The organism is Exiguobacterium sp. S22-S28 (assembly GCF_043359615.1).
In the GTDB taxonomy this organism is placed as follows: domain Bacteria; phylum Bacillota; class Bacilli; order Exiguobacteriales; family Exiguobacteriaceae; genus Exiguobacterium_A.
Genome location: NZ_JBHFFC010000028.1, coordinates 20,147 through 41,319, shown reverse-complemented (window position 1 = coordinate 41,319; position 21,173 = coordinate 20,147). Strand labels below are relative to the sequence as shown.

Here is a 21,173-nt window from a genome sequence, read left to right as displayed (position 1 = left end):
CACCCCTTAAAATTTACTGTTTAACCGCGTCCAACCAATCCACCGCACATCCGTTCGTCGCCGCGATTTCCGTCCCGCGCGCTTCGAACGTTGCCAGTGGAATGCTCGCCCGGTTGCTGTATTTCGTCCACCCGTCCCACGCTTCGATGACAGGCTTCGGAGGCAGTAGGAATACTTTGCCCGTCTTGCTGAATCGAACGAGCAGGAAGGCTAACGTATCGAGGTTATCGTACGTCCGGAGCGTCTCGACTTGGTGCGGCTTGATTTGTTTGAGCGGAAAGCTCGTTTCTGCCGTCTGCTTCGCTTCGAAGAACACACCCTGACCACCCTTGAGTGTCCCGAAGTAATCGAGTCCGTTTGACTGGGCGTAGATCGGGGACTTGAATCCCCCGCGACCGTTGCTGATTGTCTTCACACTCGGCTCACTCTTGAACACGAGCGCCTTGCCTTGCAGCTTGTACACCTGATTTGCCTGTTCGATCATCATTTCGAATTGCTTGCCTGCTTGCTGTGCTGCACGCGCCATTCTTGCCACCCCGTTTCGATTAATCCGTCGTACTCGTGTGCGATGAAGTCCCCGTATTGCCAAATGCGCTCCATCGTGCCGTCCTTGCGCCGTTCTGCTTTGTATAAGGTCTTGCCTCTCAGCAGGTGCGTCCGCTTCATGGTGCCCCCACGTAGCGCCGCGTCTGCGTCTCCCGGCATTCCAGTGTGCTGATGACCGGCGTCCATCCTTCGAGCCGGTAGTAATTGAGCGCGTCCCGATGCGTCAACTGCCGGTGCGTCCCTTTACGCATGTTGTAGACATCGAGTTTGCTTGCGAGGGATAGTTGCAGGTCGCCCCGCTGGAGTACGATCCGTCCGCCGTACTGATCGAGGTATGCCATCAACTGATTGAACTGCTTGACCTTTGTCATCTTCATAGACCCGAACCTCCTTGGTATTCGAATATGAGCGAGTACATCGTCGTGTAGGGTAAGTCTTGTTCGTAGATTGCGAGTAGCTTCCAGCCGGAACCGTTATACGAGGCGATGACCTTGTCCCGTCGCGTCTCCCCTCTGGCCCGTTTGCTGATCCGTGTGCCGATCGGTGGCGTCAGCTTCGAGCGAGGGCTGGGCTTTCGACGCATCGCCGTAGCCGCGAGTTCTCGTTGCGCAGTTGCAAATTCTCGATCAGCAGCTCCTCGTACGTCTTGAGCTTTTTTGGCATCGCGGGTACCTCCAGTAATGGGTCAGGCGTGCCGGCTCCCTCGTACTGGATATTCTTCGCGCCGGCTTGTGCCAAGAGTTCGACGACGATAGGTTCACTCGTCCCGAGGCGTTGTGCGATGTAAGAGATTGGCCGATGGTCCATGTAAAGCATCAGTGCCGTGCGGCGACGGCGTTTCAGTTCCCGTGGCGATGGAATCATAGGACTTCCTCGATCACGAACCGGACTTCCGTGCGCTTGATGAACTTCTTGCCTTCTTGGACGACATCGAACTTCGTCTTGACTCGCGCGTTGTCAATCTGATTGGCGACGAAGTGGACCCACTTGTCATTCGGTTCATTGCGTTCTTCCGTCTCCTGCTTCACTTCTGCGATGACTTCTGTCATATCTGCTTCCTCCTTCGTCATGTGGGCGATCGTGTAGTTCTCCGCGAATCCGTCGCTTTCCGTCGTGACGGCGACTTCTTTCTTGGCGGCCTTCATTTCTTCCATCCGGACTCGGCTCGTTTCTTTACGAACTTTCGCTGCCAGTTCTTTGAGTTCAGTTTCACCTCTCAAACGAAGCGTCAGCGTGCTGTACTTTACATCGAGTTCTTTTGCGATTTGCGGCAGGGTCAACCCGTCTTCGAGCAATCTCTTGACTCGTTTGAGGTCAATTGGGATTCGTCCTTTGACGCCCGTCGGTTTTTCGACCGTTCGCTCCACTTCCACGCCCTTCACAATCTCATTTATCTGCTCGACCTCAATCTCGTGGAGCAAGGCGATCTGTTCGACCGTCATGCCCCGCTTGAATTGTTTGGTGATGATCTCACTCGTCATCGGTGCTCCTCCTTTTTCCGTTCGCCCCATCGTTCTCGGTTCCGCTCGATGCGCTGTCTGAGGGCGACGTTCGTCCGTTCATTAGCTGCTGGATCGTGTTTCAACCGTTCGTGCAAATCCTGTATCTTCTGCGTATTGTCGTTCCACGTGAGAAACTGCCGGGCTTTTAACTCGTCGATGAGAGCGATCAAGGCATCTGCTTGTTGCAGGAGCATCATGTCGTTTTGACGTTTGGCTCGACCTCGTTCCAGTAAGGCTTCCGTATACAGCTCCTTGACCGTCATACGTACTCCGGTTCTGTGTGCGAGAGCATCTTGCCGAACTCTTTCTGGAACAGGAGTTTGACCGTTCCTGTCGCACCCTCGCGTTGCTTGGTGACGATGACCTCGACCGTGTCCCGGTCAGTCGACTCCGGATTGTAGTACTCGTCCCGGTACAGCATCATGACGACGTCTGCGTCCTGCTCCACGGCTCCCGAATCCCGTAGGTCACTCATCATCGGGCGCTTGTCTTGCCGCTGTTCTACACCTCGTGAGAGCTGAGACAGGAGGATGATGGTCACATCAAGTTGTTGTGCCATGACTTTGAGGTCCCGTGAAATTTCGGACACCCGTTGGTTTTGATTGTCGGTCGGGTTCGTGCTGGCAATCAGTTGCAAGTAATCGATCATGACGATGTGCTCTTTCGTTCCGTAATCCCGTTCAAAGCGTTTCCGGTCTTGGATGATGGCTTGCCGGATCATGCGTGTCGTCATCCCCGTTGCTTTATGGATGTTGATCGGCATGTCGGCGGCTGAACCGGCGTGTGCGGCGAACGTTTCCCAGTGTTCCGGACTCATGCGAGATCCGTTCGAGAGGTTTTTTGTCTTGATGTTGGCGATGGAGGCGAACAACCGGCGGCCGACTTGGAGCGTGCCCATCTCGTAGTTGAATAGTGAGACTCCGATGCCACCGATGCTGATGTTCTTGCCGAGGTTGAGGACAAACGCTGTTTTCCCCATCGCAGGGCGTGCCCCGACGACGATCAGTTCGCCTCCCTTGAATCCGTCGAGCATGTAATCCAGTTCACTGAATCCGGAACGAATCCCGGTGATCAAGTCCTTCTCGGTGCTGAGATCGCGGAACATGTCGGTCATGATTTCTTTCATCGTTTGCGATTCCCCGACTTGCTTGCCGAGTTCGAGTGCCGTCAGTTGGTGCAGCAGTTCATCGATTGTGAGGTTTTCTTCCGCAAATTCGAGCGCGAGTCGCTTTGCCTCTCGTGACTTCGAGGACTCCCGGACCTTGTCGACGTAAAAGTTGAAGTTGCCGGTCGTAATGACGGCGTCCATCGCATCGACGAGGTAATCGAAGCCGATCGTGTCGAGCGAGTCTTCCAGTGCCATGACGAGCGACGGTAATTCAATCGGTTCCTGCTCGTCCTCCATCTTGCGGAGCGCCGTGAAAATGATTTGATTCTTCGGATTTTGGAAGTCCGATACGTCCAGTACACAGGTGGCGAGGAGATCCGCGTCTTGCAAGATACTCCCGATCACCATTGCTTCTGCTTCAAACGTTTGGTTGGTTTTCAAAAAGGATACGTTCGATGTCTCGTTTGACACGGTCAACCTCCTCCTTCTGTTCTGGCGTCAAGCGGTCTGCGGTTTCGCTTTCGTAGCGAATCATGTTGAGGTGAGCGAGCGTCTTCTCCCGATCGTGCTCGGGTCGGCATGCCACTTTCTTGATGTAGAGGTCTGCGGGTGTCGGTGGGAAGTGGTTCCCCGCCTTGACGTAGGCGAGGAGCTTGTCTTCCACTTGCGGTGCGTCACAGTCGTCCATGACTTTATGCCAGGCGATGACCGTGTCTTTCGTTTTTTCGATGCGGGCGTTCGGGTAATAGGTTACGATCGAGTTGAGCAAGATTGCCGTTTCTTCAAACGTCATCGGTTACCCTCCGTTCACGAAGGAAAGGAAATTGTTTGCTTCCTGCGGCTTCACCTGTTTTTTCGCTTGATAGGCAGCGAGGGAGGTGATGCCTTCCGTTTCCCAGTTGCTGAGTACTTTCTTGACGTAGTTGAGTTTGCGGACGTTGTTCTCGATGCCGATCTTGATGGCTTGTTCGATCAATGCCGGTTCGTAATCGGTGACGAGGTACTGGAGTTCTTCGATGACGTAAGGTGTCACGAGTCCGTATCCGTTTTGTTCCATGAATTTGATCAACGACGATACCATTTCTTGTTCTTCTTCTACTTCTTTTTCTTCTTCTTTCTTCTTCTTCTTGGGGTACGATTCGTCTAACGATTCGTGGCACGATTCGTCAAGATTGGCTTCACTGTGCGGTTTCACCCGATTGTAGTAGTTTTCGAACGCTTGACGGACTCCCTCGACCGGAATGTAACGGGCCGCTTTCGGGATGAACTCAATTGTCTTCACTTCCGCCAATTCCTTCGTGACTAAATCGATGACCGGCTTGCCACCTTTTTTGTAACTGTTCTTGCCCCACTTGATGATCAGCAGCTCGCGATTGGCTTCGTTGTACTCAATCATTTTGTGCTGTTCGATGAACCGTCGGAGCAAGGAGTTGATCGTCTCGGGGCTGTATCCGAGTTCGTATGCCATTTGTTTGCGAGTGATGCGATAGATACCGATCTGCGTCGTCGCCGGGTTGGTGAGGAGGTACAGGAAGAACAGCTTGTCTTCCGGTGTAAACTCCTCCACCACGATCGGGTCACGCCAGAAGTCGGTGTGAACCATACGGAATGTGCTCATTGCGTGTCATCCTTTCGTCATAGATTTACTCTTCTTCCAGTATTTCCAAGATACGTTTAGCCTTTTCAGTGTCACTAGTGTAGAAAAGGGTCGCTTTAATATCTGGATTGTGAGTCCCAAATTGAAGCATTTTTTTCTTGTTCTGCATGAACCATTCTGTAGTCGCTCGTAGGCAGTCATCTGTTGCTTTTCGACGTGAGTTGCTCATCATTCCATCATTGAGGACGCGTGCCATGTAGATTTCTCCGCTGACGCCGGCGACTACCAATTCCACTTGTTCATATGCCATTTATCCCATCTCCTTATCGTGTACCGAGCATTTCTTCCATCGTTGGTTTGTATTTGGTTCTGACTATTGACGTGCCGTTCACTCCTTAGCGTTCGAAACAATGAGGTGATCATCGACAAGTCGTATACCTCTTTTGATGTTGTCGCCAATGTAACCGCGGCCCTTACCTAAGAAATAAGAGGCAGAAGCTTGTGAGCGGAAACTAAACTCTTCACCAGTAATGATATTTTTTAAGGTTATTCGTTTGCTCGAAGGCATCAAACCGTTATCAAATGCATGATTGACATTGTGCTTGGAGTTGCACCATTCTAAGTTGCTTATTGAGTTATTCGAAGGATTTCCATCGATATGATTAACCATTTCAAAACTGTTAGGGTTTTCTAAAAAGGTGATGGCTATCAACCGGTGGACGAGCCATGTTTTACTACGTTTTTCTTTATAAAGCGTGACTCGTTTGTAACCGCCCCGATCGGTCTTCTGTTTTAAGACACGTTGTTTCCAAATGCGGATACCACATCTCGTCGAATGTGTTTTCTTTCCTTCAACCGTTCGGACAACTGCATTTTCATCGATTTCGTAGATACCTTCATATCCTGGTATTTGTCGAAACATTCAATCCCTCCTTAGAAAGGCAAATCCGAGTCGCTGAGGTCAATCGAGCCACCACCTGCGAACGGGTCTGTACCGAAGCTATTTGATGATGCCGGTTTGTTTTGGTTGCTCGCCGCTGGCTTGCTGTCGTCGAATGGCGGGAGGTCGAAGTCTTGCACCATGATGACCACCTTCGAGCGTTTGTCGCCGTTCGATTCCCACTTCTCTTGCACGAGATCGCCGGTGATGTTGAGCGGACCACCTTCCGTGCCGTGATACTTGGCGAACGTGTCAGCGCGGGCACCGAGGACCTTGTAATCGAAGAAGCTGCTATCGTACTTGCCAGTGTCGTTGTTCTTCATTTTGTTGCGGACACGGATCGTGCCAGTGACCCAAGTCTTGCCTGCGTTCGTCGTCTTGACCTCGACGCGTTGGTTGATGCCTGTGAGTGCTGATGTATTCATGATGTTGCCTCCTGTTTTCGTGTTGGGTATTCTTCAATCGGGATGATTGCGACGATGCCTGGTTCGCCGTCGTATCGATCTTGATAAAAATTAAGATTCGTTTTGAAGCTGTTCGGCCATGTCCCCGTCACCTTGAGTTCTTCGAACAAAACTTCCGCTTCACCGATTATTAAATAGCAGATATTGGTGAACCATCGAATCGCGTAACGCATGCCTCTTACGTGAAACTCACACTCGCGAGAGAATCCGTATTTATTTTCATTGATCCACGCGACCCCAGTGACGTTCGGAGCGTTGACCAGTAAAGTCTCGAGCTGTTCTTGTGTCATGATGTATCTCCTCCCGAGCGCCCCTTAAAGGACGCTCTTTTCGTAGTCTTGGTGTTGCAGGGCGTTCTCGCGTTCTTCTTCGAGGCAGACGTTGCAGACGAGTTCACCGAACACGTCGCGGTCACCGCCGAAGGGAATCATCTGTTGGCAGCGGGAACAGCTTTCGAGTTCCTCGTATTCGTCCATGAGCTTCATGCCGACTCCTTTAGACATTGCCACTCGCCTCCATTTCAATGTCTTTCATTGCCGCCTCTTCTGCTGTCTCGCCGCGCCGTGGGTTTTCTTCTTTTTCTAGCGTTTCGATAGCTTTGCGTAGCTCTGCGGTAATGCGTTTTGCGTCGTCCGGTGTTAGATCAGCCGTGATGCCGTAGCCGTTGAATATCTCCAAAGGTGTTTGATTCGTCTTACCGGATAACGATGTGACAAGCGTTCTGATTGTTGCTTTCATTGCTTCTGTCGCCTTTGGTTTGTTCGCTTCCACCTTCTGTTGGAATGAATCCGGATCATCCTTATCTGTTGCGATGTTGAACGACTTCAAGATGAAGTACTTTTCCGCGTAGGTAGCGAGCTTCCCGATGCCTTTCTCTCCGTTGTCAACGCCTTGTCCTTGCCATAACGCTTCCTCGCGATCTGTCGGGTCGTCTGCATTGATCCAGGTGAACCGCATATCTGCATCGGTCATGAACTGGAGCGCTCCTTTTGCCGTGTGGAACTGTGTGACACGTTGTGAGATGATTTCCTGTTTGAGCAAGATTCCAAGGTCGTTCATTTTCTCCATGACGGATGAGAGCGTTTGGCTACTTCCGACGTATTGATACTGTGGTCCACTTGCTGCCTTTTGCAGATAAGGTACGGCTTTGCGTACTTCGATGAGCTTCTGCTGTAGGTTCATTGGCTTCTGTTCACTCATGTCCGTTCCTCCTTATTTGATTTGTAGGTTCGTCTTCGTCACCAGCCGGGCGCCGTCGATGGCTTCCCCTGCTTTGAGCAGCTTGCCGATGGCTGTCTTGTCCGGCTCTTGCACCGTCTTCGTGCGCAGGAGTCCGATCGGGAGTGCTTCGGCGTCCGTGATCTCGACGCTCGTACTGGCGCGGTAGGACACCGTGTAGAGTGGCGTTTCGAGCTTCTGGATGCCCTGCGCCTGCAAGGACTCATCGACGTAGGTTTTCAGGCGTTCCGCTTTCGTCTCGTACACTTTGCGTCGTGCCGCGAGGCGCTGTTCCTCTGCCTTGAGTGCTGCCGCATCGTTCAAGAACTTCTGCCGGAAGTGGAGCACGCTTTCCGTTTTGACTTCGAGCGCCTCGTCGAGTGCGTCGAGGGTGTCCGCGATGACGTCCGCGCCTTCCATGTCCTCGAGGTCGTAGCCCGTGAGGGCGTCGAGCAAGGCCTGCTTCTGATCGGATAGGTGGTATAGGGTTGTCATGATAGTTCCTCCTTTGGGACGTCTTCGATCGGGATGCACTTGTTAAAATCATCTATTAAGCAAATAAACGTTTTTTCAAAAGAATCGTGTTCAAAGTCACTAGTTTCTCTCACATTCATATATGTTGTGCAGAAACCCACTTTGTTCCAAATTTCGCTTTCATCTTTGTACACCCCGACCCATTCGTTCGGTCGTGCCAACATCTCAGCGCGGACGTCGAACGGCTTTTTGACGTACCAGTCAACAGTGCTATCAACGAACCAAATTACCGGTATAGTAGATTCGTACTCACCATTTTCATCTTCATAATTCACGAAGATTCCTTCGCCTTTTCTTGTCCAATAGTTTCCTTTGCGGTTGTATATCCGTTCACCATCGAGTAACTTGATGAGCGCTTCATGCCCAGTTACTTTTTCGTATCGTTTCAAATCCATCGTCGTTTCCTCCTTAGCGTCCGAGATCCCGGAGAATCTCCATCGCTTCATTGGTGTAGTCTTGTAATTCAGCAAGCTGATTGTCGTTCAGTCCGAATCGGTTGTGCGCATCGATAAGCTGTTCAATGAGTTCGATCAGTTTCGGTTGCGCCTCCGCGACTTCTGATAAGCGTTCAGCGATTTGCGGGAGACTCATAACGCCACCACCTTCGGGTCAATCGATTCCTCTGCGCCGAGGAACAGGTTGTTCTGCTCATCGAGGGCCGTTTCGATTGCGTACAGCTCGTTGTGCACCTGCTTGAGGAAGGCATGCACCGGATGATTCGCGTCGAGTTGGTAAGCCGCATTGGCGAGATGTTGATAAGACGCTGTGAGCGCCGAGTGGATCGCATCGATCTTGACCGGACCCTTGCCGACCAGTGCCATGATTTCAGGCTTCGTCTGGACGATCGCAGGGAGTGTGCGGTCAATCTTGTGTGTCGTGACCATATCGTTTCCTCCTTGTGCGGAGCGTGGTATACTCATAGTGTCGAGCTATGAATGCACCCTGCCTCCGGTATGGGTGTTTTTTTATTTGCCGTAAATCCGTTCCAGTTCGTCGAGATTGAGCAGCAGGACGATGATGAAGATGACGAGTCCGAGTTTCAGAACCATGAGTCACCGTAGTTGCGTTCGATGTAGCAAGTGGCAGCGAAGATGACGAACAGGATGAACTGGAAGATGCTGAGGAAGAACCAAAACGTGCTTTCCATGTGAATGCCTCCTTAGATGAGCATGTTTTTCTTGAGCGTGATCGTAGCGTCGAGAACGTCCCGGAGTGACTCGAGGTCTTCCACTGTGAAGAGTGCCATTTCTGTGCCGATGGATAAGCTGACATGTTCTTCAAGTTCGACTTCCGTCCCAACGTCCGGGAATCCGATTTCCACATAATGCCCTTGGTCGCTGTATACATCGAATGTTTGTTTGATAACGAATCCTGCTTTCATCGTGTGACCTCCTCTATCGTGAGTTGTTGGTTCGAATGTTTGATCATCAGGCGTAATTCCGTGTCCGGCGCCCATTCCGTGATGAACTCCAGTGCGTCGTCGAGTTTCCGTTTCGCCAAATCTCCATACCGGGCCATCTTGAAATGCCGCTTGAACTCGCTCCAGAATTGAGCGTAGGCTTTCGACCGGATCGATTTGTCCTGGTAAGCGTTTGATTCACGGCCGCCGAGTGCTTTGATGACTTGCGTGCCGACTGACTTCCGGATTTGATATTCTTCCGATGTGTTGATTCGCATTGAGTTTTTCAAGTAGCTGACGTCTTGCGAAAGTTCAGCGACGGCGACTTCTTGCGTCTGCTGCTGTTCAAGCAATGTGGCGGTGGCGCGGAACAATTCAGCGAATGGCATTTCCTGCGGGAGTTGGTAGCCGCCTGTTTGTCGAATCGACGGGAGGACGTCTTCATACACCCAATCTTGGAAACGCTCCGTTACTTCGTTCTGATCCGCTCGCATGATGATTTGGTACAGTCCAGCTTCCGAAACGAACACTGGATTGCTTCCGGATAACCCTAACGAAAAGTTAGCCTTATATTTATCGCGGATACGACCTGATACTTTTGATGGGTTTGTTAAGCCCAATGCGTCGCACACATCTTTCACCATGAAGAAAGGTGCTTTTTCTGTGCCGGCGATACGGATCTGATTTCCTTCGAATACCTTCGTGAGTTGATTCATCGTTTTGCCTCCTTTGTTTCTGAGTGAATTTCCATCAAAGCCGAGTACGTGTCTTTTTTGATTTCGTCCAAGCGGATGAATGCTTCTCTTGGAGTCAACCCTTCGTCCTCAACCATTCCAGCTAATGCTGCAACGATCAGTTGGTTGTGATGATTGTTAATATCGATCATGCCGTTCCCTCCTTCGATGCCACCCTGTTTCGGGGCACCACCTATTTTTGTTTGCTGATCAACCACGCATCGAGATCGTCGCGGTGATAGCGGATACTGCGGTTGCACTTGGACGCTTTGAGTTCGCCGTCCATCCGTGCGTTATATAGAACGAACTGGGAGAATCCCGTGTATTCCTTTGCTTCCTTCTCGCTCATCCAGACTTTCGGCGACTGGGTTGCCAGTGCTTCGGCAATTCGTTCGTCGATGAGTGTCGTGAGCTGTTCCGGGGTAAAGGACAACATGACAACTTGTTGCATTGTGACGCCCCTTTCTATACGATATAAATGAACTTATCCATTAATTTCGTACCTCTTCTTCAAAAAAAAGTTCCTCAACCGTCGTATGAAGAATTCGAGCGATTGCGAGGGCCTGTCCAACGTAAATGTTCTGTACACCCGACTCCATCAAACTGATTGTCGCCGAAGTTTTGTAACCAAGTTTGCGTGCGATATGGACCTGTGTGATACCCATCTCCTCGCGGCGTTTCTTCATACGATCACGCCCTACTACTGTCATGCCTTTCACCTCCTTGCTTGTTTCTGTACCCTAACTATATATCCATTTTTTTCGTATGTCAAAGGTTTTATTCATTATTTTCGTATTTTCTTTTTGGATTCGTAAAATATCCATTTTTTATGTAGAATAAAGGTGCAGTGATTGGCTCGCACCTTTAGGATAGTGTTTATAGAGGGAGTGGGTTCTAATATGGAAACAACGTATAGGAGTGAGATGGAGTTAATGGAGACAATGGGAGATCGGATTCGAGTGTTACGACAGGAGTCGGGCATGACTCAAGTGGCGATCGCGAAGAGGTTGCAAGTGAAACCGACAACATACAACTCATGGGAAAGAAATGCTTCCATGCCGAAACATGAAAAAGTATTAGAATTAGCTGACTTATTCGAAACGACGTTAGATTACATGTATGGTCGAACGGAAGACAGAAGAACGACGTTAGATGAGTATAAAATGGAACAAATGGTAGACAATAAGATATTACGCATTTTAGGATTATCGAAAGAAGAGATCGCTTCCCTCAGCAAAAAAGACTTTGATCGGATCATTGATTACACGAAACTCGTTATTCAAGCACATGAAAATGAATTAAAAAATAAGGACAACCAGTGATGGTGTCCTTTTTTTATGGTCTTTACTTAAACAATGTTTTTCTTGTCGGTATCTCGTTGTTATCAAGCGCCTCAGCATCTAGTTGAAAAGCGATGATATTTCCTTTGCTGTCCGTAAAACAAATTGCGACGGGTTTATCACGAGTCAATAATTTATCCAGGACGCTTTCTTCATTCCCATTACTTTTTTGAATAGCTACCAGCCCCATTGACACAATCCCCTTCATTGTTCGCAAAATACACGAACAGGTATTCTTATGTTCCTTTACTCATATTAAATAAAATTGCAGAATAATACAATAGACCTATTACAATATTTTCAAACGTATGTCTAAATTCGTTCGACAAAATAAGTCCGACCTTGTCGAATACTTTTCCCTTATTCGCATAAAATGGCGCCCCAACGGGAACTTAACTAGTATAGAATGAGTATGGATATGTATCACATAAATGTCATGTACAGGAATAAAGGAGGGAACGGTATGAATGGACGAAGTAGGATGAATCGTCGTTCGGGGATGGGATGGAAAGGCACGCTATTCGCGATTTTAGGCGTGTTGGTCATCGGCGGAACGTTAGGTGTCCTCAGTGAAGACGAAGAGGTGACAGACGTCCAAACGGAACAGGTCGGGGCAAAAGAAGCAAAGGATGACGGCACGAAGATCGCGAACGTCGGAGATGCAGTCAAACTCAACAATCTGTCGATCACAGTGAATGGCAGCGAGGAACGCCCCTACATCGAAGGCGTCGAGACACAAGGGAAAGTCATACTGGTCGACGTGACGGTGCTCAACAACGATAAAGAGTCCCGCACGATCGATGATTCCATGTTCCAGTTGACGGTCGGCGGCACGACGTATGACCCGGACAACACGCTGTCCCGTTACGCGAACAACGGCGAATCCTTGTTTTATGACAAAATCAATCCCGGACTGGATGTCCAATCGTTCATCGCCTTCGAGGTCCCGGAAAATTTAAAGGACTATGACATCCTCGTTACAGGTGGCGTCGGAACCGAGGCTGGCGAACAAACCTTAATCAAGCTAAACTGAAGGCACTCAGGTGCCTTTTCTTACAGACGAAATTAGAACGTATGTACGCAAAAGGAGGAACATCATGCACTACACCATCAAGAAACTCGACAACGGCAAGTATTGGACTCGCCTGTCCCTGACCGACCGGGACGGCAACCGGCATCAACCAAGCAAGACGGCGGACACGCAACGGGAACTGAAGCGCTGGGCGACGGAGTTGATCCGCAAGAACGAGGACGGGACGCTCGGCAAGAAGACGGGTAAAAACGTCGAAGACCTCATCACCGAATATACTGAAGTGAAGGCCGGCATCCTCAAGGAGTCGACCTTATATGGACGCCGCTATGCCCTTGCGACGTTCGCCCAAGCGTTCAAAGGACGCAAGATCAGTTCGCTCAACCGGCGTGAGATCAACGCTTGGCTCGACCGCCACGCCCGGGAACGGAACCTCAAGCCAGCCAGTCGGAACTCGATCGGAGCGAGCATCAACGCCCTACTCGTCTACAGCTACGAATCCGGGTACCTGTTCGACAAGGACATCCGGATCAAGATGCAAAAGAACACCCGCAAGACCAACCGGAAGTTATGGACGATCGAGCAGATCAAGTTGTTTGAGGAACTATACTGGTTCGAGCCGAGAGCCAAGTTGTTCCTGTTACTCGCCCACACGGGACTTCGGAGCAATGAAGCCCGCTCTCTCGGGTGGGAACACGTCGACTTCAAAAATGGCCGAATCCATGTCGAACGTCAAGCGGTCATGCCGACCCAGTCCGGCGTCAAGCGATGGACGTCCCTCAAGTCCGGCAACACACGCGTCATCCCGATGGGGAAACAATTACGCAAACTGCTCGAACGGTGGCGTTTCGAACAGCGATCGTGGCTCCATGAGAACGGCGCGGATAATGTGCAGGACCTCGTCATCACGGGACCAAGTGGCGAGTATCTGTATTCCAATCGCGCAATGAACGATTTCCGTCTGTTGATCCGGGCAGCTGACCTTCCGCCGATCACGTTGCACACCCTCCGACACACCTATGCGACGTTGCTCATCCAACAAGGACTTCCACTTCCCGGCATCCAATCGTTACTCGGTCACGCTGATTTATCGACGACTGTGCAGACGTATCTCCATGTGACGGACGAGATGCAGGACCGAGCACGGATTTTACTCGACGACATGTACAACGAAAAAAGCGTCTAAACCCGCATGGAATGTGCAGATTTCGTGCATTCGTCTTTTTGAAAAAACGCCAAAAAACGCGCAATCCATTGGGGCAGAACAGGTTATTCGTCCCAACGTTGCGAACATTTAGATTCATTTGAAAATTAGAACTTTATGAGGGACGGAAAGCGTCCCTATCCCTTGATAGATGAGGGCTGAAGCCGCTTTTTTCGAGATTGTGAAGACTTGCTTTGTTGTTTTAGACCCTGTAAGGTGGGGAACAAATCGATTGTGCTTATTTTAACAGATAGATGAACAGCGCAAAAAAAGTTTATATTGGAGGATTTATTGTTATGACGCAAGAATGGATTTCAATCAGCTTGTATCTAGTTATGATGCTTGCCATCGGCTACATTGCGTACAAGCGAACGACAAACACAGAAGATTACATGTTAGGTGGCCGTGACTTAGGACCTGGAGTAACGGCGTTATCGGCCGGAGCGTCTGACATGAGCGGTTGGATGCTCATGGGATTACCGGGTGCGATGTATGCGACCGGCGTGTCGGCTTTATGGCTCGCTTTAGGACTACTTGTCGGATGTTACGTCAATTACTTGATTCTTGCACCACGTTTTCGTCTCTATACAGAGATGGCCAATGATTCAATCACGATTCCTGACTTTCTCGAAAATCGTTTTAAAGATAATTCACGTATTTTACGGACCGTCTCAGCAGTCGTCATTATCGTCTTCTTCACGTTCTACACGTCAGCTGGTATCGTGTCAGGCGGTAAGTTATTCGAGAGTTCCTTTGGCTTTGATTATCACTATGGTATGCTCTTGACGATTGCGGTCGTCGTCGCCTACACGTTGTTTGGCGGTTTTCTCGCAGTCAGTTGGACCGACTTCGTCCAGGGTTGTATCATGTTCATCGCCCTTGTTCTTGTACCTGTTGTTGCTTTGACAGATGTCGGTGGAATTGACGGCGCCTATACCTATGCTGAAAAATTAGATCCCACTTTATTTGATCCATTTAAAGGTACGACTTTACTTGGAATCATTGGATTCCTGGCTTGGGGACTCGGCTATTTCGGACAACCCCACATCATCGTCCGCTTTATGGCGATTCGCTCGGTCAAAGATTTGAAAAGTGCACGTCGCATCGGAATTGGTTGGATGTTCATCTCGATTCTCGGTGCCATGATGACAGGACTTGTCGGAATTGCTTACTTCGAAGGACAAGGAAACGGTCTTGGCGACCCAGAAACCGTCTTTATCCGGTTCTCTGACGTCTTATTCCATCCGTATATTACAGGATTTTTGATGGCTGCCATTTTAGCCGCAATCATGTCGACGATTTCGTCACAACTGCTTGTCACTTCAAGTGCTTTGACAGAAGATTTTTATAAAACGTTTTTCAACAAAAAAGCGACGGATAAACAGTTGGTCTTGACTGGACGGATTGCTGTCTTGGTCATCGCCGTGATCGGTTCCGTCTTAGCATGGAATCCGTCAGCGACTATTTTATCGCTTGTCGGTTATGCCTGGGCTGGTTTTGGTTCTGCCTTTGGTCCAATCATCCTGCTTTCACTTTATTGGAAACGAATGACGAAACAAGGTGCGCTTGCCGGTATGTTATCTGGAGCAATCACCGTTATTTTATGGGTTCAACTTGGACTCAGTACGACATTATATGAAATGGTACCTGGATTCTTCACTAGCTTACTCTTCACTGTCGTCGTCAGTCTCTTGACGAAACAACCGGTTGAATCGGTTCAAGATACGTTTGACGATATGGAGGAAGAATTGAAAGAAGCCGTCGAATGACAGATATTGCAAACCCCCTCTCCGCCAATCAGCGAAGAGGGGGTTTTTGATTCTTTATACTTCCATGACACCATAATGCAGCTTAGAAGACTTGCGGATCGTCCGTTTAAAACCAAACTGTTCAAATAATTCACTTTCAAAATGAGCCTTTAAAACAATTCTTTTTCGTGCAACCCGTTTGGCTTCATCGAGTACCTCTTCCGTCAAAGGCTGATAATTTGCCAACTGGCGCAATCCATCCAGATGGATCGATTCAGACACTGTTTTTTCAAACATAGGATCGAAGTAGAGGACATCGAAGGCATTGTCTTCGCATTGTCGCAAATACGTCAGATGATCTGCTTTTTGTACCGTAATGTTTCGCATAGCCGAAACAATGGGTTCGTATCCTTCCATCCACTGTTTCAAGCCTTCCCGTACAATTAAGGCTGTCGCCGGATTGCTCTCTAGACCGATGACGTGACCCGTTGACCCGACGCCGTGACTCATCACGATCGCATCTGCACCGAGACCAAGCGTACAATCGAGAACGGTCATTCCTTCATTTAATTGGGCGATGGCAATCAACGGATCGTGTCCGTCGGCATCAAACTGTTTGATCCGGAACACGGCGCTCGAGGGATGAAAGAAAAATGAACTGTCCGAATGAAGCGGATAGTATTCCAAACGATTTTTATCGACGACGAGCAGAGATCGTTGATATCGCTCCTGCAGCGTGGAAAGACTATTTTTTTTTCGGTCAACGATTTGATAATCCAATTCTTGTGCTGATTCGACCAGCTGCTTTAGTTTCATCCGAACACTTTCCGTAGGTCTTAAACAAGTTGTTACTATCACTTTTTCTTTAGCCAAACCGATTCACTCCCAGAAAAAAATAAGCCAGCCAGCGCCAGCTTATTTCTTTTTCTTCAATAACCCTTCGATGTCTTCGATGAGTGCTTTTTTCGAAATCAAGTCTTCTTGTTTTTCTTGTTCGACTTTCGCATCGACCGTCGTACGTTGTAACAACGCCTGTAACGTCTCGTCAATACTTGATTTCAGATGATCGCGATCTTCTTTGTTCAAGGCAAGATCATGACGTACTTCGTCACCCTGTTCATCCAGTTGACGTAATCGTTCCGTCAGTTGTTTTGCTTCACGGTTCAAATCCGAGTACAGTCGCTCGATTTGTTCCAAGCGTAATTTGATTCCATCCCGTTCTGTGAACACATTTCCCAACTCCTTCCAACCTATATATGTCTACATCATTACTTTACCATATTCATCGGGAAATGAAACAATCACAATCCGTTTACAATTTGCTTTTTCTAATGTACCCTCGTTCTTTTTTCCATATATAACCATTCCGGCTATCTTTTGCAATTTCTTTCTAGAACTCGCTATAATGAATGAGCAGATTGAATTGCGATCAGAGGAGGACACTGTCATGGATTTAAAACGTCGAACGTTGCGTCACGTGGACCAGACTGAATTCGAACACTTTTTAAAATATGGCGAACAGGCTTATGGGCTATCCCGTCAAGAAATTCAAGGTTACGATCACGAGCTTGGAACGGAACGGGCTTTTGATTCAGTGGAACACAGTTATTCAGAAGACTTTTACTTTGACATTCTTGTCGACAATCAGCTGGTCGGTCGGATTTTATTGTTAAAGATGGGGCATTACTTTCAACTGGACTTGATGATTTTTGATCCGTTCAGCAGACAGGGATTTGGAACAAAGGCTGTCCGGCTTGCTTTACAACAATCTGATGTCCTCAAGACGTATGAAGTCCGTGCCCGCGTCTTGCCTACATCGCCCCACCAAGAGATTGCTTGTCGACTTCTTAAGACAAACGGATTTACAGAACATCCGCATTATTTTAGTAAGGGACGCCGCAAACGGTATTCGCTTCAGCGCTCTTAATGAAAAGTCGACGCCACATAGCGTCGGCTTTTTTTTGACATCGATTAAAATAAAGCGTAAAATTTTTCTTTGTATGATTCAGAAAGGAGTATGACAATGAATGAATGGTTATGGTTTCCTTCCATCTTAATTACGATGGGATTATTATTGCTCAGTTATCGTCTCTTTGGAAAAACAGGTCTGATGATGTGGATTGCCATCGCAACGATCCTCGCCAATATCCAAGTGACGCAACAAATTGAACTTTATTCTTATGTTTTTACATTAGGAAACGTTGTTTACGGTAGTTGTTATTTAGCGACCGACATCTTAAATGAAAAATACGGAAAGAAAGTTGCCCGTCAAGGAGTATATATGGGATTCTTCTCCTTGATTGTGACAACGTTGTTGATGCAATTCAGTTTATTGTATACGCCGCTTAACGATGCACTCGCTAAAGACATGTCGAGTTCGTTACATCTGTTATTTGGATTACTTCCTTGGATTGCGTTCGGAAGTCTGTCTGCCTACCTCGTCTCCCAACTATTTGATGTGTTCATCTATTCCAAAATCCGTCAAAAAACCGGGGAAAAGAAACTGTGGCTACGTACGACCGGTTCAACGGTACTAAGCCAGCTGGTGGATACGTTAACATTTTGCGCGATTGCTTTCCATAGCTTGCCATTTGATATTTGGTGGCAAATTTTCGTGACGACGTATCTTGCGAAATTCGTCATCGCCTGGGTTGCGACACCGTTCATGTATATAGCTAAACGCATCCATCCGACCGCTTCGTCAGAAGATGCTGCAGCTTAAACCGTACGTCTTGCTCTTATTTTTCACATCTGACTAGAAGATTTTCACTTTTTAACGGATAATGGAAATTAGGAGGTGGTTTCTTGAAAATAAAACGTCATGAGTCTTTTCGATATCAATTTGTAGAGCCGATAACCGGTGAATTTCATTTGATGAAAGAAGGGCAGCGAACGCCGTCAGGATTGATGAAAATCCATAATATTTCCCCCAGTGGAATTGCGATCATCACGCCGCTCAAATTACCTACTGATCGGTCTACCACAATCGTAGTTGAATTTTCCCTGTTACGCGGGACAGAGCCCTTGAAGCTAGCAGGACGGATTTTATACGAAAAAGCAATTCCGGACGGTCGCTTATATGGGATACGACTCGAAACCACAAAAGAAGAGCAACAATACATCATCGGGGGTATCAAACAAATCGTCAAAGATGCTTTATGAATGAATTGGAATCCATGTATACAAAAAAGACGGAAGGTGCAGATGTTCAATCTGTTCCTTCTGTCTTTTTTGATATATGAGGACGTCTACTTTATTTGTCGCCTCTAAAATCGTCCCGCTATATGGTTACTGAATTGTCGTCCGATAGACAACCGCCTCATAAGGTCGGAGTTGCATCTGTCCGTTGACAACCACTGGCGGTTCAGCATAATTTCCAATGACTTGATCTGATGTTTTATGTGAAACTGACAGTGTCTGCTCTTCTTCTGCAAAAGAACAATAGACATACCACGTTTCATTTTCGTAGGTTCTCGTGTACGCATAGACGTGTGGTTCATCTTCCAAAATCAAGGCATATTCCCCGTACACGATTAAATCATGCTGGCGGCGTAACGCGATTAACTGTTTGTAATAATAGAAGATGGAATCAGAATCCGCCAATGCTTGTTCGACGTTAATCGACGGATAATTCGGATTGACCTTCAACCAAGGTGTTCCTGTCGTAAAACCACCATGCTCAGTCGCGTCCCATTGAATTGGCGTTCTCGCATTATCACGACCCTTTACATGGATGGCACGTAACAATTCTTCCGGAGAAGCCCCTTGTTCTGTCCGCTCTTTCCACATATTCCGTATTTCGATATCTTCATATTCCTCAATCGATTCAAAGGCCACGTTTGTCATTCCGATTTCTTCCCCTTGATAAATATACGGTGTCCCTTTTAACAAGTGGAGCAGTGTCGCTAACATTTTAGCGGATTCAACGCGATACGTCGTGTCGTTTCCAAACCGACTGACGACTCGTGGCTGATCATGATTATTCCAGTACAGCGAGTTCCAACCTTTTTCATGTAAGGCGACTTGCCATTTGGTGAAGTTTTCTTTTAATTTTTGAAGATCAAAGGGCTGAACGTCCCATTTTCCACCGGGACCGGAGTCCAAATCCATATGTTCAAAGGTAAAGACCATGTTTACTTCTTTTCGGTTTGGGTCCGTATACAGAATGGCATCTTCTGTTGTCGCCCCCGGCATTTCTCCAACCGTTAAGACATCATACTGACCAAACGACGCATCATTCATCTCTTTTAAAAATTCATGAATTCTTGGTCCGTTAACATAATGCTGTCCACCATCCCCATATAAAGCCCCCGGAGGAATTGTTGCGTCCGGAAGACCGGGTGTCTTCGAAATTAAGTTAATGACGTCCATCCGGAAACCGTCAATGCCACGATCCAACCAACGTGTGATCATCTGATAGACTTCTTGGCGTAGTTTCTCATTTTCCCAATTAAGGTCCGGTTGCTTTTTGGAAAACAAATGTAAGAAATATTCGTTTGTCGTTTCATCCAGTTCCCACGCCGGTCCAGAAAAAATGGATCCCCAGTTGTTAGGCAACGTACCCTCTTCATTGGCACTTCTCCAAATGTAGTAGTCACGGTACGGATTGTCTTTACTTTTTCGTGACTCTGCAAACCAGGCATGCTCGTCTGAAGAATGATTGACAACGAGGTCCATCACAATTTTGATGTCCCGCTCATGCGCCTGGTCAAGCAGACGATCAAAGTCTGCCATCGTTCCAAATTCGTCCATGATCGCTTCATAATCCCGAATGTCATATCCGTTGTCATCGTTTGGTGAGTCATAGACGGGACTCAGCCAAATGACATCAATTCCAAGTTCTTTTAAGTAATCCAATTTTTCAATGATACCTACAAGATCTCCGATTCCGTCTCCGTTGGAATCCTTAAAACTGCGCGGATAAATTTGATATACTACACTGTCATGCCACCATTTACGTTCCATATGATTGATCGACTCCCTTTGTGAACAATTTATGCAAACGATTGCACTTTTCGATAAAAGCGCTTCCATTTATTTCATCGACATCGTATCACGAATATTGTAGTCAGGACAAGAAGATTTCCTTATTCCTTACAAGGATTCCGGTATACTGGATCTATAGTTTAACGTTTGAATTTTTCCGATTGAGGAAAAATGATGTAAGAGAGGAGGCGTACCCCATGTATCGCCGCTATTTATTGTTTTTGGTTTGGGCTGTTGCCATTATTTTTATTTTGTTATTTGGAAATAACCGAGTCTTTCCTGACGGTTTTCTCCTTTCCTTTTTACGTTTTGATCAAAGTCAGTTTGATACATCGGCACTCAGTTTGTTCACACTACTTGGCATTTACCCGGCAGCCTTTTTTATGCTGTTTTTGGACGAGAAACGTTTTTTGAAACCTTCACCGATGTTGGCAAGCTTTGGCGCATTTGCATTAGGATCCTTTATCCTCATGCCATATCTGGCACTTGCAATTCCACGGCAAACATTTTTGCCGTTTCGACGACGTAAATTTATCCCTTATGCCGTTGCCGTACTCACCGTTTTGTCTGTCGTCATCATTTGGTTGGCTTTAGCACGTTCAGATTGGTCGATTTTCCAAGTCTATTTCATGACGAATCAGTTCATTCGGACGATGACAGTCGATTTGGTCATGTTTTATATTTTACAGTTATTCATGTTGCATCGAATACGCACCCGACAAAAAAATCGACTTGGTTGGCGAGACATCTTGCCGTTGTTTGGCTTATTCAGTTATTTGTTCCGTCGCCACCTTTCAACTGTCACCAACAACGGTTGATTCGT

Annotated in this window: 37 protein-coding genes; 8 read left to right on the top strand and 29 right to left on the bottom strand. The window is 47.8% G+C overall.

All coding sequences use genetic code 11. The annotated features are described in order from the left end of the window. Positions 1-13: 13 nt before the first annotated feature. The 25 genes from ACHA8N_RS11330 to ACHA8N_RS11210 all read right to left on the bottom strand — a co-directional run bounded on the left by ACHA8N_RS11330 (position 14) and on the right by ACHA8N_RS11210 (position 10,752). Complete coding sequence (locus ACHA8N_RS11330) at positions 14-526, bottom strand: Holliday junction resolvase RecU (RefSeq protein ID WP_393965791.1); 513 nt, start codon at positions 524-526, stop codon at positions 14-16. Continuing rightward, on the bottom strand, positions 484-666 hold the full coding sequence (locus ACHA8N_RS11325) for a hypothetical protein (RefSeq protein WP_393965790.1): 183 nt from the start codon (positions 664-666) through the stop codon (positions 484-486). The genes ACHA8N_RS11330 and ACHA8N_RS11325 overlap by 43 nt, the downstream gene beginning before the upstream one ends. Further along, positions 663-923 (bottom strand): hypothetical protein, encoded by a 261-nt coding sequence (locus tag ACHA8N_RS11320; RefSeq protein WP_393965789.1) that lies wholly within the window; start codon positions 921-923, stop codon positions 663-665. Before ACHA8N_RS11320 ends, ACHA8N_RS11325 begins: the two co-directional genes overlap by 4 nt. After that, positions 920-1,129 (bottom strand): hypothetical protein, encoded by a 210-nt coding sequence (locus tag ACHA8N_RS11315; RefSeq protein ID WP_393965788.1) that lies wholly within the window; start codon positions 1,127-1,129, stop codon positions 920-922. Before ACHA8N_RS11315 ends, ACHA8N_RS11320 begins: the two co-directional genes overlap by 4 nt. Next, the gene (locus tag ACHA8N_RS11310; protein WP_393965787.1) at positions 1,096-1,410 is read right to left on the bottom strand and encodes a hypothetical protein; all 315 of its coding nucleotides are present in this window, start codon (positions 1,408-1,410) and stop codon (positions 1,096-1,098) included. Before ACHA8N_RS11310 ends, ACHA8N_RS11315 begins: the two co-directional genes overlap by 34 nt. Continuing rightward, positions 1,407-2,027 (bottom strand): hypothetical protein, encoded by a 621-nt coding sequence (locus ACHA8N_RS11305; protein WP_393965786.1) that lies wholly within the window; start codon positions 2,025-2,027, stop codon positions 1,407-1,409. Before ACHA8N_RS11305 ends, ACHA8N_RS11310 begins: the two co-directional genes overlap by 4 nt. Next, a complete protein-coding gene (locus ACHA8N_RS11300) occupies positions 2,024-2,311 on the bottom strand; it encodes a hypothetical protein (RefSeq protein WP_393965785.1) in 288 nt (95 codons plus the stop codon). The genes ACHA8N_RS11305 and ACHA8N_RS11300 overlap by 4 nt, the downstream gene beginning before the upstream one ends. Beyond that, on the bottom strand, positions 2,308-3,627 hold the full coding sequence (locus ACHA8N_RS11295; protein ID WP_393965784.1) for a replicative DNA helicase: 1,320 nt from the start codon (positions 3,625-3,627) through the stop codon (positions 2,308-2,310). The genes ACHA8N_RS11300 and ACHA8N_RS11295 overlap by 4 nt, the downstream gene beginning before the upstream one ends. After that, positions 3,575-3,949: a hypothetical protein gene (locus tag ACHA8N_RS11290; protein WP_393965783.1), complete on the bottom strand. Its 375-nt coding sequence runs from the start codon at positions 3,947-3,949 to the stop codon at positions 3,575-3,577. Before ACHA8N_RS11290 ends, ACHA8N_RS11295 begins: the two co-directional genes overlap by 53 nt. 3 nt (positions 3,950-3,952) lie before the next feature. Continuing rightward, a complete protein-coding gene (locus tag ACHA8N_RS11285) occupies positions 3,953-4,774 on the bottom strand; it encodes a DnaD domain protein (protein ID WP_393965782.1) in 822 nt (273 codons plus the stop codon). Between the two features lie 25 nt (positions 4,775-4,799). Continuing rightward, a complete protein-coding gene (locus tag ACHA8N_RS11280) occupies positions 4,800-5,063 on the bottom strand; it encodes a DUF7446 family protein (RefSeq protein WP_393965781.1) in 264 nt (87 codons plus the stop codon). Positions 5,064-5,141: 78 nt separating this feature from the next. Beyond that, on the bottom strand, positions 5,142-5,675 hold the full coding sequence (locus tag ACHA8N_RS11275; protein ID WP_393965780.1) for an NUMOD4 domain-containing protein: 534 nt from the start codon (positions 5,673-5,675) through the stop codon (positions 5,142-5,144). 11 nt (positions 5,676-5,686) lie between these two features. After that, entirely contained in the window at positions 5,687-6,118 is a 432-nt protein-coding gene (locus ACHA8N_RS11270; protein ID WP_393965779.1) for a single-stranded DNA-binding protein, read from the bottom strand. After that, entirely contained in the window at positions 6,115-6,447 is a 333-nt protein-coding gene (locus tag ACHA8N_RS11265) for a hypothetical protein (protein ID WP_393965778.1), read from the bottom strand. Before ACHA8N_RS11265 ends, ACHA8N_RS11270 begins: the two co-directional genes overlap by 4 nt. Before the next feature lie 24 nt (positions 6,448-6,471). Then, positions 6,472-6,660, bottom strand: coding sequence for a hypothetical protein (locus ACHA8N_RS11260; RefSeq protein ID WP_393965777.1), 189 nt, complete (start codon positions 6,658-6,660; stop codon positions 6,472-6,474). Then, positions 6,653-7,357 carry an ERF family protein gene (locus tag ACHA8N_RS11255; RefSeq protein ID WP_393965776.1) on the bottom strand — a complete coding sequence of 235 codons (705 nt, stop codon included), beginning with the start codon at positions 7,355-7,357 and terminating at the stop codon, positions 6,653-6,655. The genes ACHA8N_RS11260 and ACHA8N_RS11255 overlap by 8 nt, the downstream gene beginning before the upstream one ends. A gap of 12 nt (positions 7,358-7,369) precedes the next feature. Then, positions 7,370-7,870 (bottom strand): siphovirus Gp157 family protein, encoded by a 501-nt coding sequence (locus ACHA8N_RS11250; RefSeq protein ID WP_393965775.1) that lies wholly within the window; start codon positions 7,868-7,870, stop codon positions 7,370-7,372. Further along, positions 7,867-8,304, bottom strand: coding sequence for a hypothetical protein (locus tag ACHA8N_RS11245; protein ID WP_393965774.1), 438 nt, complete (start codon positions 8,302-8,304; stop codon positions 7,867-7,869). The genes ACHA8N_RS11250 and ACHA8N_RS11245 overlap by 4 nt, the downstream gene beginning before the upstream one ends. Before the next feature lie 13 nt (positions 8,305-8,317). Next, a complete protein-coding gene (locus ACHA8N_RS11240) occupies positions 8,318-8,500 on the bottom strand; it encodes a hypothetical protein (RefSeq protein ID WP_393965773.1) in 183 nt (60 codons plus the stop codon). Next, positions 8,497-8,829 carry a hypothetical protein gene (locus ACHA8N_RS11235; RefSeq protein WP_393965772.1) on the bottom strand — a complete coding sequence of 111 codons (333 nt, stop codon included), beginning with the start codon at positions 8,827-8,829 and terminating at the stop codon, positions 8,497-8,499. The genes ACHA8N_RS11240 and ACHA8N_RS11235 overlap by 4 nt, the downstream gene beginning before the upstream one ends. 239 nt (positions 8,830-9,068) lie before the next feature. Further along, positions 9,069-9,290: a hypothetical protein gene (locus ACHA8N_RS11230; RefSeq protein WP_393965771.1), complete on the bottom strand. Its 222-nt coding sequence runs from the start codon at positions 9,288-9,290 to the stop codon at positions 9,069-9,071. Next, complete coding sequence (locus ACHA8N_RS11225) at positions 9,287-10,024, bottom strand: ORF6C domain-containing protein (protein ID WP_393965770.1); 738 nt, start codon at positions 10,022-10,024, stop codon at positions 9,287-9,289. The genes ACHA8N_RS11230 and ACHA8N_RS11225 overlap by 4 nt, the downstream gene beginning before the upstream one ends. Continuing rightward, positions 10,021-10,194 carry a hypothetical protein gene (locus ACHA8N_RS11220; protein WP_393965769.1) on the bottom strand — a complete coding sequence of 58 codons (174 nt, stop codon included), beginning with the start codon at positions 10,192-10,194 and terminating at the stop codon, positions 10,021-10,023. Before ACHA8N_RS11220 ends, ACHA8N_RS11225 begins: the two co-directional genes overlap by 4 nt. A 41-nt stretch (positions 10,195-10,235) precedes the next feature. After that, positions 10,236-10,493 carry a helix-turn-helix domain-containing protein gene (locus ACHA8N_RS11215; RefSeq protein ID WP_393965768.1) on the bottom strand — a complete coding sequence of 86 codons (258 nt, stop codon included), beginning with the start codon at positions 10,491-10,493 and terminating at the stop codon, positions 10,236-10,238. Positions 10,494-10,533: 40 nt separating this feature from the next. Further along, complete coding sequence (locus ACHA8N_RS11210) at positions 10,534-10,752, bottom strand: helix-turn-helix transcriptional regulator (protein WP_393965767.1); 219 nt, start codon at positions 10,750-10,752, stop codon at positions 10,534-10,536. 189 nt (positions 10,753-10,941) lie between these two features. Here ACHA8N_RS11210 and ACHA8N_RS11205 point away from each other — a divergent pair, with 189 nt between their 5' ends. After that, a complete protein-coding gene (locus ACHA8N_RS11205) occupies positions 10,942-11,364 on the top strand; it encodes a helix-turn-helix domain-containing protein (protein WP_393965766.1) in 423 nt (140 codons plus the stop codon). 22 nt (positions 11,365-11,386) lie between these two features. Here ACHA8N_RS11205 and ACHA8N_RS11200 read toward each other — a convergent pair whose 3' ends face one another. Beyond that, positions 11,387-11,572, bottom strand: coding sequence for a hypothetical protein (locus ACHA8N_RS11200; RefSeq protein WP_393965765.1), 186 nt, complete (start codon positions 11,570-11,572; stop codon positions 11,387-11,389). Positions 11,573-11,845: 273 nt separating this feature from the next. On the opposite strand from ACHA8N_RS11200, the gene ACHA8N_RS11195 reads away from it, so the two are divergent. The 3 genes from ACHA8N_RS11195 to putP all read left to right on the top strand — a co-directional run bounded on the left by ACHA8N_RS11195 (position 11,846) and on the right by putP (position 15,385). Further along, entirely contained in the window at positions 11,846-12,415 is a 570-nt protein-coding gene (locus ACHA8N_RS11195; protein ID WP_393965764.1) for a DUF4352 domain-containing protein, read from the top strand. Positions 12,416-12,479: 64 nt separating this feature from the next. Next, the gene (locus tag ACHA8N_RS11190; RefSeq protein WP_393965763.1) at positions 12,480-13,598 is read left to right on the top strand and encodes a tyrosine-type recombinase/integrase; all 1,119 of its coding nucleotides are present in this window, start codon (positions 12,480-12,482) and stop codon (positions 13,596-13,598) included. 314 nt (positions 13,599-13,912) lie between these two features. Next, positions 13,913-15,385, top strand: coding sequence for a sodium/proline symporter PutP (putP, locus tag ACHA8N_RS11185; RefSeq protein WP_393965762.1), 1,473 nt, complete (start codon positions 13,913-13,915; stop codon positions 15,383-15,385). Positions 15,386-15,439: 54 nt separating this feature from the next. Here the strand turns inward: putP and ACHA8N_RS11180 are convergent, their stop codons facing one another. Together ACHA8N_RS11180 and ACHA8N_RS11175 are read right to left on the bottom strand one after the other, a co-directional pair. Continuing rightward, complete coding sequence (locus tag ACHA8N_RS11180) at positions 15,440-16,180, bottom strand: class I SAM-dependent methyltransferase (protein ID WP_393965761.1); 741 nt, start codon at positions 16,178-16,180, stop codon at positions 15,440-15,442. Between the two features lie 99 nt (positions 16,181-16,279). Next, the gene (locus tag ACHA8N_RS11175) at positions 16,280-16,594 is read right to left on the bottom strand and encodes a hypothetical protein (protein ID WP_012370605.1); all 315 of its coding nucleotides are present in this window, start codon (positions 16,592-16,594) and stop codon (positions 16,280-16,282) included. A gap of 217 nt (positions 16,595-16,811) precedes the next feature. Between ACHA8N_RS11175 and ACHA8N_RS11170 the strand changes: the two genes are divergently transcribed. The 3 genes from ACHA8N_RS11170 to ACHA8N_RS11160 all read left to right on the top strand — a co-directional run bounded on the left by ACHA8N_RS11170 (position 16,812) and on the right by ACHA8N_RS11160 (position 18,526). Beyond that, positions 16,812-17,291 carry a GNAT family N-acetyltransferase gene (locus tag ACHA8N_RS11170; RefSeq protein WP_393965760.1) on the top strand — a complete coding sequence of 160 codons (480 nt, stop codon included), beginning with the start codon at positions 16,812-16,814 and terminating at the stop codon, positions 17,289-17,291. 96 nt (positions 17,292-17,387) lie between these two features. Further along, positions 17,388-18,086 (top strand): queuosine precursor transporter, encoded by a 699-nt coding sequence (locus ACHA8N_RS11165; RefSeq protein WP_147510992.1) that lies wholly within the window; start codon positions 17,388-17,390, stop codon positions 18,084-18,086. A 152-nt stretch (positions 18,087-18,238) separates the two neighbouring features. After that, positions 18,239-18,526 (top strand): PilZ domain-containing protein, encoded by a 288-nt coding sequence (locus tag ACHA8N_RS11160; RefSeq protein ID WP_393965860.1) that lies wholly within the window; start codon positions 18,239-18,241, stop codon positions 18,524-18,526. 126 nt (positions 18,527-18,652) lie between these two features. On the opposite strand, the gene ACHA8N_RS11155 is transcribed toward ACHA8N_RS11160, so the two are convergent. After that, positions 18,653-20,329, bottom strand: a complete 1,677-nt coding sequence (locus ACHA8N_RS11155) for a glycoside hydrolase family 13 protein (RefSeq protein WP_147510990.1) — start codon at positions 20,327-20,329, stop codon at positions 18,653-18,655. Positions 20,330-20,547: 218 nt separating this feature from the next. Here ACHA8N_RS11155 and ACHA8N_RS11150 point away from each other — a divergent pair, with 218 nt between their 5' ends. Continuing rightward, the gene (locus ACHA8N_RS11150) at positions 20,548-21,168 is read left to right on the top strand and encodes a hypothetical protein (RefSeq protein WP_393965759.1); all 621 of its coding nucleotides are present in this window, start codon (positions 20,548-20,550) and stop codon (positions 21,166-21,168) included. Positions 21,169-21,173: the final 5 nt, after the last annotated feature.

Coding starts and splice junctions, on each gene's coding strand:
- ACHA8N_RS11160 (WP_393965860.1), top strand. CDS start 18,239: ATGAAAGAAGGGCAGCGAACGCCGTCAGGATTGATGAAAATCCATAAT.
- ACHA8N_RS11220 (WP_393965769.1), bottom strand. CDS start 10,194: ATGATCGATATTAACAATCATCACAACCAACTGATCGTTGCAGCATTA.
- ACHA8N_RS11230 (WP_393965771.1), bottom strand. CDS start 9,290: ATGAAAGCAGGATTCGTTATCAAACAAACATTCGATGTATACAGCGAC.
- ACHA8N_RS11320 (WP_393965789.1), bottom strand. CDS start 923: ATGAAGATGACAAAGGTCAAGCAGTTCAATCAGTTGATGGCATACCTC.
- ACHA8N_RS11225 (WP_393965770.1), bottom strand. CDS start 10,024: ATGAATCAACTCACGAAGGTATTCGAAGGAAATCAGATCCGTATCGCC.
- ACHA8N_RS11245 (WP_393965774.1), bottom strand. CDS start 8,304: ATGGATTTGAAACGATACGAAAAAGTAACTGGGCATGAAGCGCTCATC.
- ACHA8N_RS11275 (WP_393965780.1), bottom strand. CDS start 5,675: ATGTTTCGACAAATACCAGGATATGAAGGTATCTACGAAATCGATGAA.
- ACHA8N_RS11310 (WP_393965787.1), bottom strand. CDS start 1,410: ATGATTCCATCGCCACGGGAACTGAAACGCCGTCGCCGCACGGCACTG.
- ACHA8N_RS11210 (WP_393965767.1), bottom strand. CDS start 10,752: ATGACAGTAGTAGGGCGTGATCGTATGAAGAAACGCCGCGAGGAGATG.
- ACHA8N_RS11190 (WP_393965763.1), top strand. CDS start 12,480: ATGCACTACACCATCAAGAAACTCGACAACGGCAAGTATTGGACTCGC.
- ACHA8N_RS11315 (WP_393965788.1), bottom strand. CDS start 1,129: ATGCGTCGAAAGCCCAGCCCTCGCTCGAAGCTGACGCCACCGATCGGC.
- ACHA8N_RS11280 (WP_393965781.1), bottom strand. CDS start 5,063: ATGGCATATGAACAAGTGGAATTGGTAGTCGCCGGCGTCAGCGGAGAA.
- ACHA8N_RS11285 (WP_393965782.1), bottom strand. CDS start 4,774: ATGAGCACATTCCGTATGGTTCACACCGACTTCTGGCGTGACCCGATC.
- ACHA8N_RS11250 (WP_393965775.1), bottom strand. CDS start 7,870: ATGACAACCCTATACCACCTATCCGATCAGAAGCAGGCCTTGCTCGAC.
- ACHA8N_RS11215 (WP_393965768.1), bottom strand. CDS start 10,493: ATGCAACAAGTTGTCATGTTGTCCTTTACCCCGGAACAGCTCACGACA.
- ACHA8N_RS11255 (WP_393965776.1), bottom strand. CDS start 7,357: ATGAGTGAACAGAAGCCAATGAACCTACAGCAGAAGCTCATCGAAGTA.
- ACHA8N_RS11325 (WP_393965790.1), bottom strand. CDS start 666: ATGAAGCGGACGCACCTGCTGAGAGGCAAGACCTTATACAAAGCAGAA.
- ACHA8N_RS11290 (WP_393965783.1), bottom strand. CDS start 3,949: ATGACGTTTGAAGAAACGGCAATCTTGCTCAACTCGATCGTAACCTAT.
- ACHA8N_RS11155 (WP_147510990.1), bottom strand. CDS start 20,329: ATGGAACGTAAATGGTGGCATGACAGTGTAGTATATCAAATTTATCCG.
- ACHA8N_RS11150 (WP_393965759.1), top strand. CDS start 20,548: ATGTATCGCCGCTATTTATTGTTTTTGGTTTGGGCTGTTGCCATTATT.
- ACHA8N_RS11330 (WP_393965791.1), bottom strand. CDS start 526: ATGGCGCGTGCAGCACAGCAAGCAGGCAAGCAATTCGAAATGATGATC.
- ACHA8N_RS11170 (WP_393965760.1), top strand. CDS start 16,812: ATGGATTTAAAACGTCGAACGTTGCGTCACGTGGACCAGACTGAATTC.
- ACHA8N_RS11300 (WP_393965785.1), bottom strand. CDS start 2,311: ATGACGGTCAAGGAGCTGTATACGGAAGCCTTACTGGAACGAGGTCGA.
- ACHA8N_RS11180 (WP_393965761.1), bottom strand. CDS start 16,180: ATGAAACTAAAGCAGCTGGTCGAATCAGCACAAGAATTGGATTATCAA.
- ACHA8N_RS11305 (WP_393965786.1), bottom strand. CDS start 2,027: ATGACGAGTGAGATCATCACCAAACAATTCAAGCGGGGCATGACGGTC.
- putP (WP_393965762.1), top strand. CDS start 13,913: ATGACGCAAGAATGGATTTCAATCAGCTTGTATCTAGTTATGATGCTT.
- ACHA8N_RS11165 (WP_147510992.1), top strand. CDS start 17,388: ATGAATGAATGGTTATGGTTTCCTTCCATCTTAATTACGATGGGATTA.
- ACHA8N_RS11205 (WP_393965766.1), top strand. CDS start 10,942: ATGGAAACAACGTATAGGAGTGAGATGGAGTTAATGGAGACAATGGGA.
- ACHA8N_RS11240 (WP_393965773.1), bottom strand. CDS start 8,500: ATGAGTCTCCCGCAAATCGCTGAACGCTTATCAGAAGTCGCGGAGGCG.
- ACHA8N_RS11270 (WP_393965779.1), bottom strand. CDS start 6,118: ATGAATACATCAGCACTCACAGGCATCAACCAACGCGTCGAGGTCAAG.
- ACHA8N_RS11265 (WP_393965778.1), bottom strand. CDS start 6,447: ATGACACAAGAACAGCTCGAGACTTTACTGGTCAACGCTCCGAACGTC.
- ACHA8N_RS11195 (WP_393965764.1), top strand. CDS start 11,846: ATGAATGGACGAAGTAGGATGAATCGTCGTTCGGGGATGGGATGGAAA.
- ACHA8N_RS11260 (WP_393965777.1), bottom strand. CDS start 6,660: ATGTCTAAAGGAGTCGGCATGAAGCTCATGGACGAATACGAGGAACTC.
- ACHA8N_RS11200 (WP_393965765.1), bottom strand. CDS start 11,572: ATGGGGCTGGTAGCTATTCAAAAAAGTAATGGGAATGAAGAAAGCGTC.
- ACHA8N_RS11235 (WP_393965772.1), bottom strand. CDS start 8,829: ATGAGTATACCACGCTCCGCACAAGGAGGAAACGATATGGTCACGACA.